This is a genomic window from Amycolatopsis sp. NPDC004625 (assembly GCF_040609695.1).
Classification (GTDB): domain Bacteria; phylum Actinomycetota; class Actinomycetes; order Mycobacteriales; family Pseudonocardiaceae; genus Amycolatopsis.
In genome coordinates this window covers 65,108-76,033 of sequence record NZ_JBEXKX010000046.1, presented here as the reverse complement: position 1 = coordinate 76,033, position 10,926 = coordinate 65,108, and the positions used below count along the sequence as shown (strand labels likewise).

Annotated in this window: 11 protein-coding genes; 4 read left to right on the top strand and 7 right to left on the bottom strand. The window is 71.7% G+C overall.

The features are described from left to right. Positions 1–122: 122 nt before the first annotated feature. Positions 123–1,025: a GNAT family N-acetyltransferase gene (locus ABZW17_RS37290; protein ID WP_354824657.1), complete on the bottom strand. Its 903-nt coding sequence runs from the start codon at positions 1,023–1,025 to the stop codon at positions 123–125. A 152-nt stretch (positions 1,026–1,177) separates the two neighbouring features. Continuing rightward, a complete protein-coding gene (locus tag ABZW17_RS37285; RefSeq protein ID WP_354824654.1) occupies positions 1,178–3,604 on the bottom strand; it encodes a glycoside hydrolase family 3 C-terminal domain-containing protein in 2,427 nt (808 codons plus the stop codon). A 95-nt stretch (positions 3,605–3,699) separates the two neighbouring features. On the opposite strand from ABZW17_RS37285, the gene ABZW17_RS37280 reads away from it, so the two are divergent. Next, complete coding sequence (locus tag ABZW17_RS37280) at positions 3,700–4,281, top strand: TetR/AcrR family transcriptional regulator (protein WP_354824651.1); 582 nt, start codon at positions 3,700–3,702, stop codon at positions 4,279–4,281. A 2-nt stretch (positions 4,282–4,283) separates the two neighbouring features. On the opposite strand, the gene ABZW17_RS37275 is transcribed toward ABZW17_RS37280, so the two are convergent. Both ABZW17_RS37275 and ABZW17_RS37270 read right to left on the bottom strand, forming a co-directional pair. Further along, a complete protein-coding gene (locus ABZW17_RS37275; RefSeq protein WP_354824649.1) occupies positions 4,284–4,667 on the bottom strand; it encodes a PPOX class F420-dependent oxidoreductase in 384 nt (127 codons plus the stop codon). Between the two features lie 60 nt (positions 4,668–4,727). Beyond that, a complete protein-coding gene (locus ABZW17_RS37270; RefSeq protein WP_354824646.1) occupies positions 4,728–5,315 on the bottom strand; it encodes a dihydrofolate reductase family protein in 588 nt (195 codons plus the stop codon). 89 nt (positions 5,316–5,404) lie between these two features. Between ABZW17_RS37270 and ABZW17_RS37265 the strand changes: the two genes are divergently transcribed. Further along, positions 5,405–5,860: a helix-turn-helix domain-containing protein gene (locus ABZW17_RS37265; protein ID WP_354824643.1), complete on the top strand. Its 456-nt coding sequence runs from the start codon at positions 5,405–5,407 to the stop codon at positions 5,858–5,860. 179 nt (positions 5,861–6,039) lie between these two features. Here ABZW17_RS37265 and ABZW17_RS37260 read toward each other — a convergent pair whose 3' ends face one another. Continuing rightward, on the bottom strand, positions 6,040–6,486 hold the full coding sequence (locus ABZW17_RS37260; protein WP_354824641.1) for a MarR family winged helix-turn-helix transcriptional regulator: 447 nt from the start codon (positions 6,484–6,486) through the stop codon (positions 6,040–6,042). Positions 6,487–6,534: 48 nt separating this feature from the next. Between ABZW17_RS37260 and ABZW17_RS37255 the strand changes: the two genes are divergently transcribed. Beyond that, positions 6,535–7,002: a DUF1579 family protein gene (locus ABZW17_RS37255; RefSeq protein WP_354824639.1), complete on the top strand. Its 468-nt coding sequence runs from the start codon at positions 6,535–6,537 to the stop codon at positions 7,000–7,002. Between the two features lie 98 nt (positions 7,003–7,100). Next, positions 7,101–8,963, top strand: a complete 1,863-nt coding sequence (locus tag ABZW17_RS37250; RefSeq protein WP_354824662.1) for an ABC transporter ATP-binding protein — start codon at positions 7,101–7,103, stop codon at positions 8,961–8,963. Positions 8,964–9,278: 315 nt separating this feature from the next. On the opposite strand, the gene ABZW17_RS37245 is transcribed toward ABZW17_RS37250, so the two are convergent. Further along, positions 9,279–10,040: a fumarylacetoacetate hydrolase family protein gene (locus ABZW17_RS37245; protein ID WP_354824636.1), complete on the bottom strand. Its 762-nt coding sequence runs from the start codon at positions 10,038–10,040 to the stop codon at positions 9,279–9,281. Then, a complete protein-coding gene (locus ABZW17_RS37240) occupies positions 10,037–10,843 on the bottom strand; it encodes a 2-keto-4-pentenoate hydratase (RefSeq protein ID WP_354824633.1) in 807 nt (268 codons plus the stop codon). The genes ABZW17_RS37245 and ABZW17_RS37240 overlap by 4 nt, the downstream gene beginning before the upstream one ends. Positions 10,844–10,926: the final 83 nt, after the last annotated feature.

Genomic DNA, 10,926 nt, shown 5'->3' with positions numbered 1-10,926 from the left:
TCTGCGCACCCCTCCCTTTCAACACCCCCCCCCCATTTTTATACCCCCGCTCCCCCCCGTCCCCCCCCCGGGGTGGGTTTGGGCCATGGGGTTTACCCCCCCCCCCCCCCCCCCACGACGGGTCAGACGAAATCGATGCGGTGCTGGGTCACCGGGTAACCCGCCTTCGTGAACGCCTTGGCCATCGGGACGTTGCCGACGTCGGTGCCCGCGACGATCCGGTCCGCGCCGTACCCGACGAGGTCGTGCGTGGCCTCGACCACGAGGTCGTAGGCGTAGCCCTTCCCGCGGTGCTCGGGCACCACGGCGACGTAGCCGACCACCGGGTCGTAGACGTTGCGGCTCGGCAGCACGAGCCCGACGAGCTCCCCGTCGGGTGTGTACGCCAGCCGCCACCAGTCCCGCGGCGCCGGCATCCACTTCATGATGTCGAGGTCTTCCTGCGCGGCCGCGTCCAGACCGTGCTTCTCGACGGTGTCCCGGACGTGCGCGTCGAGACTGCCGACGTGCACGCGCTTGAAGACGCCGAGGATGACGTCGTCGTCGGGCTCCGGCCGGAACTCGAGCCGGCCGGGCTTCTCCGGCAGGCCGTTCTCCGGCGTCCAGCGAAAGCGGTAGCGCTCGACGAGCTTGCGGTAGCCCGCCTGCTCGGCCGCCTCGACGCGGCCGTTGACCTCCTGCGCGACCTCCGGATCGTCCTGCCACCCCGGCGGGGTGGTCAGGGCGTACTCCGTGCGCAGCGGCGCCGTCTTCAGCAGGTCGACAGCCGCGTCGGAGTCGGTGAAGTCGAACCAGTCCAAGGCGATCGGTTCTTCGTCGCCGGGCTTGGCCCACCAGGCCGCGCGGGCCACGACGACGTCGTCGCGCAGGGCGACCCAGGTCCACTCGGGCCGGTATTCGCCCTTCGCCGCCATCTCGGCGAAGTCGTCGCCGAGCAGTGTGCGGCCGACGAGACCGCGGTCGGGCAGGGAGGTGAACAGTGCTTCTTCGCCCGCTTCGAGCGGGCGGATGACCAGTTCGGTCACGGAAATCCTTCCGGGAGTGCGCTCCCGGGGTCAGATACCCGGCACCCTCGTACCGGGGTGGGAGCGCGTGATCAATGACGTGATCATCGGTCCCACCTCCTTTCGCCTGGTCGAGGGTGCGTGCGTGACCCTACGGGGCCCGGCGGCGGTGATCAACGGATTTTCTGCAGCACCACCCGCGTGCTCAGCCGCGGTTCGGCGTAGGAGTGCGACGCCTCCAGGACGTACTCGCCGGCGATGTGCTGCCAGCCGTCGCGCCAGGCTTCGGCCGACCTCGGCGTGATGGCGATGTCGGCCTCGACGGCCTGCCCGGGCCCGGCTTCGAGGCTCGCGAACCCGGCCAGCCAGCGGTGCGGCCGGTCGCCGCGTTCGGTCGGGGCCAGGTAGAGCTGGACGACTTCGCGGCCTTTACGCGTTCCCGTGTTGCGTACGCGGACCCGGACGCGCGCGCCGCCTTCGTCGTCCGGGTAGGCGTCGAGTTCTTCGTACACCCAGGTCGTGTAGCCCTGGCCGTGGCCGAACCAGTACGCGGGCTGGTTCTCGGTGCGAGCCCAAGCGCCGTAGCCGATGTACACGCCTTCGCCGTACTCGAGCACGCCGTCTTCGGGCGTCACGTCGGTGACCGGGGCGTCTTCGAGCTTCGCCGGCCAGGTCGTCGGCAGGCGGCCGCCGGGCTCTTCGTGGCCGAAGAGGACGTCGGCGAGCGCGGCGCCGCCGGCCTGGCCGGGGAACCAGGTGAGCAGCACCGCGGCGACGTCGTTCCGCCACGGCAGTTCCACCGGGGAACCGGCGTTCACGACCACGACGGTGTTCGGGTTGGCCCGCGCGACCCGCGTGACGAGCTCGTCCTGCCGGCCGGGCAGGGCGAGCGACGTCCGGTCGAAGCCTTCGCTCTCGACCTCGGCGGTGGTGCCGACCACGACCACGGCGACTTCGGATTTCGCCGCCAGGGCCACGGCTTCTTCGAGGGCGGCGTCCGGGTCGGGCACCGGGCCGCGGTGGCCGAGGGCGAAGGTGACCCAGGCGAAGGTGCCGCGGGCGAACTCGGCCATCTCGGACGGGATCCAGTACGTCAGGCTGACGTCCACCGGCTCGCCCGCGGTCAGCTCGATCTCCCGCCGCTGCTCGTGGACCTGCATGATGGACGTGAAGATGTCCCCGCCCTCGGGCAGGTTCACGCCGTCGAACAGGGTCTGGCCGTCGACGGTCAGGCGGAGGTCGCCGGGGCCGGTGACGGCGAAGGTGTGCGTGCCGCCGAGCTCCGGGAGGAACGTGCCGGCGATCTCGACCGAGGCGAGGGTGCCGATGTCGAGCCCGGCCGGCAGTTCGCCGATCCAGTCGATCCTGGCTTTGCGCAGGGGGAATTGCGCGAGATCGGTGCCGTCGGCGGCGCGGGCGGTCGCGCGGAGCCGGAAACTGTCGGTGGCCGCCGGTAACGTCGTGCGCGGATCGGCACCGGGGCGGTAGACCAGCTCGGTGCCAGGGGGAACGGCCGCCTTGAGGCCGTCGAGAGGGGAGACGACGTGGTCGGGGAACACGGTGGCGCTGCCACCGCCGAGGATCTTCGGGTCCGCGGCGAGCGCGCCGATGAGCGCGATGCTTTCCGGCTCCCGCAGCGGGAGCATGCCGGTTTCGTTGCTGAGCAACACGAACGACCGGTGCGCGACCTCGCGCGCGACCGCGTCACCGTCCAAATCGGACTGCTCGGGCGCCGGGCCTTCGCCGAGCGCGCCGGCCCGGTGGGCGAGCAGGAGCACGCGGCGGACCATGGTGTCGACGACGGCTCCGTCGACTTCGCCGCCGCGCACGGCTTCGGCGAGCCGTTCCCCGAACACCGTGCGGGGGCCGGGCATGGCGACGTCGAGGCCGCCGTTGGCGGAGGCGACGGTGTCGCGCGCGGCCAGCCAGTCGGAGACGACGAAACCGTCGAAGCCCCATTCGTCGCGGAGCACGCCGTTGAGCAGTCCGGCGTGCTGGGTCATCGTGACGCCGTTGACGCTGTTGTAGGCGGCCATGATCCCCCACGGCTTCGCGCGCCGGACGATGAGTTCGAAGGGCGCGAGGTAGAGCTCGCGCAGCGCGCGTTCGCCGACATGCACGTCGGCGGTGAAGCGTTCGGTCTCGAAGTCGTTGGCGACGAAGTGCTTGACCGTGACGGCGACCCCGCCGTCCTGCACGCCGGTGACGTAGCCGGCGCCGATCATCCCGGTGAGGAGCGGATCTTCGGAGTAGCACTCGAAGTGCCGGCCGCCCAGCGGCGACCGGTGGAGGTTGACGGTGGGCGCGAGCAGCACGTGCACGCCCTTGCGCCGGGCCTCCTGCGCGAGCAGGCGGCCGGCCTTGACCGCCAGCCGCGGGTCCCAGCTCGCGGCGAGCGCGGTCGGGCTGGGCAGCGTCACCGAGGGGTCGTCCGGGCTCCACCGCGTCCCGCGGACGCCGACCGGGCCGTCGGAGAGCACCAGGGAGGCGAGGCCGATCCGGGACTGCGCGGGCAGGGACCAGACGTCCTGGCCGGCGAGCAGGCTCGCCTTCGTGTCCAGGTCGAGCTGGGCCAGCAGCGCGTCGACGTCGAAGCTCATGCGCACCCTCCGCGGTCCGTCCTGCCGTCACCCTACCTGGCGGTGGGTAGTGAACGTTATGGTTCCGTGACGGCTCGTCCCGTAGGCTCGGGATCATGACCCGGGCCAGGGGCGCCGACCGCCGAGCCAGCATCGTCCGAGCGGCGTTCGAGGTGATCGCCGAACGCGGCTACCGCGGTACCTCGCTGGCCGCCGTCGCCGAGCGCGTGGGGCTGACCCAGCAGGGGCTGATGCACTACTTCCCGACCAAGGAGGACCTGCTCACGGCGGTGCTGGAGACCCGGGACGAGTGGGATCTGCTGCACTTCGGCCACGCACCACCGGGCGACCCGTCGGCGATGACGGTGAACCAGCTGGCGGACCTCGTCGACTACAACGCGACGCGGCCGGGCATCGTCCAGACGTACACGGTGCTCTCGGCAGACAGCGTGACGGAGGACCACCCGGCGCGCGAGTACTTCCACGACCGCTACGCCCGGGTCCGCGCGGGCATGGCCCAGATGCTGGAGCGCCACCGCGACGAGCTCCCGCCGGGCACGACCCCGGAACAGCTGGCCCCCATCGCGGTCGCCGTCCTGGACGGCCTGCAGCTGCAGTGGCTCCTCGACCCGGCGGAGGTCGACATGTCCACCGGGTTCCGCACGTTCCTGACGATGCTGGGGATCAAGCCGGACTGACGTCAGCCCATCCCCACACTCTGCCGCTCGACCTCGATCAGCGCGACGACCCGCTGCTGCTCCCGCGAGTACGGGCCGCCGACGTACTTCGTCGCGATCCGGTCGACGATCGCCCAGGCGGCGTCCCCCTCGAGCCACTCGGCCACCCGGCCGCGGATGATCACCGGCTCGAACGGGTTGTCCACCGGGGTCAGGGAGAGCGCGACTCGCGGGTCGCGCCGCAGGTTGCGGGCCTTGCGCGAGTCCGGGCCGGTCAGGATGGCGATCCGGTCGCCTTCCGGGTCCACCCAGACCGGGACGGAGTGGGGCGAGCCGTCGGGCAGGACGGTGGCCAGGTGGCCGAGCGCGGTGGTCTCGAGGATGCGGCGAACGTCGGCTTCGAGCATGGCGGTGAGCTCCTTTTCGGCGAGGTGGGTGTTCAGGCGACGGTGTTCAGGCGACGGTGTTCAGGCGACGGCGTAGTGGAGGTGGGTGACACCGGGCGCGGGCACGGCCTCGATCAGGGTCAGCCGCACGTGCGACGGTAGCTCCTGGAAGAACGGACGGCCGCCGCCGAGCAGGACGGGCACCTGGTGGAGCACGATTTCGTCGACCAGCCCGGCCTCGAGCGCCGAGGCCAGGACACCGCCGCCCATGAGCCCGACGTCCTTGCCGCCTGCCGCCTCGCGGGCCGCCGCGACGGCGTCCCCGATGGTGCCGACGAGGGTCTGCCGCTCGGTCAGCTCCGGCGCCGGCCGGCTGCTGAGCAGGAACAGCGGAGCACCCGGGTGCGGGCTGCCGCCGCCGAAGCGTTCCGAGTCCTCGTAGGTGTTGCGGCCGGCCACGATCGCCCCGACCCGGCCGGCGAAGGCGTCGAAGACGCGGGCGCTCGGCTCGCTGAGCTTGAAGAAGTCGAAGACCCGGCTCGGGGTGTCCCCGTCGGTGTACCAGTCGAAGAGCGTCCCGCCGTCGCCGAGCCCGTGCCCCGGACCGGCGCCGCGGCCGGTGATGTACCCGTCGACCGACACGGCGTGGGCGCTGAAGACCTTGCTCATCGCGGCTTCCCTTCTGAGTTCCTTCAGGAGACTCAAGAACCGTAGCAGGTCAAGTTCCTTAAGGGAACCCCGAGTGCTAAACTGGCTGTATGCAGCGCACGAACTTCAGCGAACTGGCCGCGTGCTCGATCGCGCGCACGCTCGACGTCATCGGCGAACCGTGGTCACCGCTGATCCTGCGGGACGTGTGGGCCGGGGTCTCCCGCTTCGAGCAGCTCCAGGCCGACCTCGGCATCTCGCGCAAGGTGCTGACCGAGCGCCTCAACCACCTGGTCGACGAGGGAATCCTCGAGCGCCACCCGTACGACCGCAGGCCGCGCTACGAGTACGTGCTGACGGAGAAGGGCACGGAGCTGGTGGACATGCTGATGGTGATGACCCGCTGGGGCGACAAGTGGCTGGCGGGCAAGGCGGGCCCGCCGGTGCTCTACCGCCACCACGCGTGCGGCGAGATCAGCACGGTCGACCTGCGCTGCGCCCACTGCGGCGAACCGATGCACGCCAACGACGTGGACATGCTTGCGGGCCCCGGGGCAACCCGCTGAGACATCGCGGCACGCGACCATCCGAGCTCGCGACGGCCAGCTGCCACACCGCCAACACCGACCGCTGCCGCACCACGGCTGCCGACACCGCGGCCACTCGCCCACAGCGACCGCGGCCGCACCACGGCTGCCAGCACCGCGGCTGTCGGCACCGCGGCCGAGCCGCGACCACCCGCCCCTCACAGCAGCCGTGGCTGAGCCGCGACCTCCCGCAGCCGCCGCAAAGTCCGCAGCGTCGTCTCCAAATCCTCCGGCGGCACCTCGGCCGCCATCTCCTCCGCCCACGCGACCTGTGCCTCCCCCAGCTCCCGCATCGCCGCGCGCGCCCGCCGCGTCAACGACAACAGCGGCGCCCGCGCGTCGGCCGGATTCGGCAACCGGTCGAGCATTTCGTTGCGCAGCAAGCGATTCACCGTCTCCTGCACACTCTGGCGCCGCAGCCCGCGGCGGCGCGCCACCTCCGCCGCGGTCGCCGGGCCGTCCTCGAGGAAGCCGAGCACCTGCCACTGCGCCGCGGTCAGCCCGACCGGCGCGGTCAGCGCGTCGCCGGCCGCCAGAAACCCGCCGTTGCACGCGAAGACCGCGTCGATCACGCGGGTGAACGTTTCGGCTCGATGCGACCGCATGCGTGCTAGTCTCGCACATCGACAGGCACCTGTCGAAATGGAGACGCCATGGACCTGCCCCGCCTCGGTCCCGCGCACGACGCGCTGAAGGCGTTCGTCGGCGACTGGACCGGCACCGAAGAACTCGCCGCCTCACCCTGGGCGCCGGCCTCGACCGCGCACGCCGACTGCGAATACCGCTTGGCGCTCAACGGTTTCGCGGTGGTCCAGCACTACCGGCAACGCCGTGAGGACGGCTCGGAGTTCCTCGGCCACAACGTCTTCACCGCCGACCCGAACACCGGCGAAACCCTTTGGTACGGCTTCGACAGCTACGGTTTCCCGCCCGAGTCGCCCGCCCGCGGCGGCTGGACCGGCGCCACGCTGACCCTCGAAAAGCAGACCGCACGCGGGATCGCCCGGCACCGGCTCACCCCCGGCGACGGGGCGCTGACGCACGAAATTGACATCCGGATGGGTGAAAACCCCGGGTACAGCCCGTTTTTGCGCGCCAGATACACCCGGAAGGAGCAGTAGCCCGCCCAAAACTGTCGGACCCCCGGGGTACAGATGGTGGCGTGACCGAAACCACCACCACGGACCCGCCCCCGCTGATCGGGGTCGAGAACGTGAAGATGCCCGAATGGGCCCGCGTCGACGAGCGCGTGGCCTCCGCGGGCTTCGGCCAGGCCGTGCGGGCGCTGCCCACCGCGGTCTCGGTCGTGCTGCGCCTGGCGTGGCGCACGTCGCCACGGCTGACGCTGCTGGCCGCCGTCGTGCACGTCGTTTCGGGCTGTGTCACGGCGTTCGGGCTGCTCGCCACCGCGAACGTCTTCACCGCCCTGCTCGAACAAGGCCCAACGCCGGACCGCGTGCTGCAGTCGCTGCCGGCGATCGCGGTCGTCACCGGGTCGTACGCGGCGCGCGCGTTGCTGGACGCGGCCGTCGCCGCCGTCGAGGGAGCGCTGCGGCCGCGGGTCACCGCGGCGGCGGACGACGCAGTGACGGCCGCCGTCGTGCGCGTCGGGCTGATCGCCTTCGAGGACGCGGACTTCCGGGAGCTGGCGCGCCAAGGCGCCCGGTTCGGCGTCCGCGCCATCGAGACGAGCCTGCGCCGGCTGGCCGACCTGACGTCGTCGATGATCTCGCTCGGCGCGGCGATGATCACGGCCGGGCTGCTCGACCCGTGGCTCGCGCCGGTGCTGCTGCTCGCCGCGGCGGCCGACGGCTGGGCCGCCGCGCGGGTGGCGAAGCTGAACTACCGGCACTACCTCGACACCGTCGGGCGCAACATCCGCAAGTCGGTCGTCGAAGAGGTCGCGACCTGGCGCTCGATGGCCCTCGAACGGCACGCACTGACCCTGCAGGAGCCGCTGCTCGGCGAATACCGGCGCATCTCGCGCAGCCTCACGCGCGAGGAGATCCGGCTGGCGCACCGGAGCAACCTGGTGCGCACCACCGGAAGGGCGGCCGCCGGCCTGGGTACGGCCGTCGCGTACCTGGTGCTCGGCTGGCTGCTCTACACCGGCGGGATGGAGCTGGCGCTGGCCGGCACGGCGGTGCTGGCCATGCGCACGGCGTCGACGGCCTTGTCCAGCACCATGCGCGCGGTCAACTCGCTGTACGAAGACTCCTTCTACATCGGGTTCTACAACCAGCTGCTCGCGGAGTCGGAGAAACGGCAGCACCCGCCGACGTCGGTCACCGCGCCCGCCGACCCGGGCGAGATCCGGCTGGACGGCGTCACGTTCACCTACCCCGGCGGGAAGACCCCGGCCCTGCGGGACATCTCGGTGACGATCCGGCGCGGCGAAGTCGTCGCCCTGGTCGGCGAGAACGGCTCGGGCAAGACCACCCTCGGCAAGCTCCTCACCGGCCTCTACCCACCGGACGAAGGCACGGTCCGCTGGGACGACGTCGACCTGGCGCAGGCCGACCCGGCCTCGGTGCACGCGAACATCGCGGTGATCGCGCAGGAACCGGCGGAGTGGCCGATGACAGCGGCGAACAACATCACGGTCGGGCGGCTCGGCCGCCCCGACCCGGACGGGCTGGCGTGGCAGGAAGCCGTCGGCTACTCGGGCGCGGACGAGGTGATCTCGGCCCTGCCGGGCAAGGAGCACACGGTCCTGTCGAAGAAGTTCGACGAGGGCCAGGACCTGTCCGGCGGCCAGTGGCAGCGCATGGGCATCGCCCGCGGCATCTACCGCGACGCCGCGGTCCTGGTGGCCGACGAGCCGACGGCGGCCCTCGACGCCCGCGCCGAAGCCCGGGTGTTCGCCGGCCTGCAGCACGCGAGCCGCTCGGACCGCGGCCGCCGCACGACGGTCCTGGTGACGCACCGGCTGGCCAACATCCGCTCGGCCGACCGGATCCTGGTCCTGGAGAAGGGAAGGCTGATCGAAGAAGGAACGCACGACGACCTGATCCGCGCCGGCGGCACGTACCACGAGCTGTACGAGATCCAGGCCCGTGCCTACCGCACCGAGCCCCCATGACCACCCCGGCAAACTCACGTACCCACCCAGTCGGCTGACGCACCCACGCGGTCGGCTCGCGCACCCAGCCAGTCGGCTCACGCACCCACACGGTCGGCTCGCGTGCCCACACGGTCGGCTTACCGGCCGACCCTCCAGGCACGCGAACCGACCCTCCAGGCACGCGAACCGACCTTCCGGGTACGCGAGTTCGCTGGGCCGGTACGCGTCACTCGCGTGACTGGGCGGGAATCTCGCGTGACTGGGCGGGAATCTCGCGTGACTGGGCGGGAATCTCGCGTGACTGGGCGGGAATCTCGCGTGATTGGTGGGGCATCACGGTTGGGTGGTGAGGGTTAGGGAGCCCAGGTGGGAGAAGTGGGCGGCGATGCGGGAGGCGTGGTGGAGCGGGACCGCGTCCGTCATGCCGCCGGTCAGGACCAGCCAGCCCGGCTCCAGGGCCAGGCCGCGCGACGCCAGGGTGTTCGCCGCCAGGGCCAGGGCCTCCGCCGGGTGGCCCTGGACCGCCGCTCCCGTTGCCGTGTCGACGATCTGGCCGTCGACCTCCAGCAGGGCCGCCTCCAGCGACAGGTCCAGCGAAGAAGGAGGCAGACCCACCGGGCCGACCGAGAAAAACGCCGACGAGCCGTTGTCCGCGACGGCGTCCGGCAGCGTGAAGCGGTAATCCGTGTAGCGGCTGTCGATGATCTCGATCCCGCCGTACACGCGGTCGACCGCGGCCAGGGCCGTCGCCGCCGTCACGCCGGGGCCGGCCAGGCGGCGGCCCAGCACGAACACCAGCTCCGGCTCCGCGCGCGGGTGGATCAGCGACGGCACCGGCACGCCCGCCGGCAGCACCATCGCGTCCGTCAGCCAGGCCAGCAGCGGCGAATCGATCCCCATCCGCTGCTGCTTGGCCCGCGAGGTCAGCCCCAGCTTCACCCCGACGAGCGTCTCGCCGCGCGCCCGGCGCTGCCGCAACGCCTCGTCCTGGATCGCGTACGCCGTGTCGACGTCCAGGTCCGGCCACTCGGCCGAGAGCGGCTCGCGCTCCGAGACCGTTCCCAGCAAAGAAGCAGCCGCTTCTCGCACGTTCATGCGTCCTCCGACGACGATGCAGGGGCGAAGACCGCCGTGACGCTGCCGATGCCGGCGATCGTGGTGACGATCGTGTCGCCCGGGGACACCGGGATCGCCCGGGTCATCGAGCCCGGCAGCACGACGTGCCCCGGCTCGAGGGTGACCCCCAGCGGGCCCACCGTGTTCGCCAGCCACACCAGCGAGTTCACCGGCGACCCGAGCACCGCGCCGCCCGCGCCGGTCGCCGCCACCGCGCCGTTCCGGTACAGCACACAGCCCGCCAGCCGCAGATCCACCGAGCCCAAGGCGGCGGGGCTGCTCCCCAGCACCACCCCGCCGGACGACGCGTTGTCGGCGATCGTGTCGAACAGCGAGATCTTCCAGTCCTGGATGCGGGAGTCGACGATCTCCAGCGACGGCAGCACGAAGTCGACCGCGCGCACCGCGTCGGCGACCGTCACCCCCGGGCCGCGCAGGGCCGAGCCGAGCACGAACGCGATCTCCGGCTCGATCCGCGGCTGCAGGAACGCCGACGTCGGGATCGGCTGGTGCTCCAGGTGGAACATGCTGCCGGTCAGGTGCCCGTAGTCGGGCTGGTCGACGCCCATCTGCCGCTGCATCGCCGCCGACGCCAGGCCGACCTTGTGCCCGCGGACGGCGTCGCCGCCCTCGACCCAGCGCCGCACCTGCTCCTGCTGGATCCGGTAGGCGTCCTCGACGCCCGCGTCGGGGTACGTCTTGATCAGCGGCTCGATCGGCTCGCGCGAGGCATAGGCCCCCGCCAGCGCCGAGGCGGCCTCCTGCACCTTGCTGACATCCACCTCGGGAACTCTGCCGTGCGCATCCCCCGCACACAAGCGAGGATGTTCCGTCCAGTGGAACTCTCGCCAGGCAATCTCTTGCG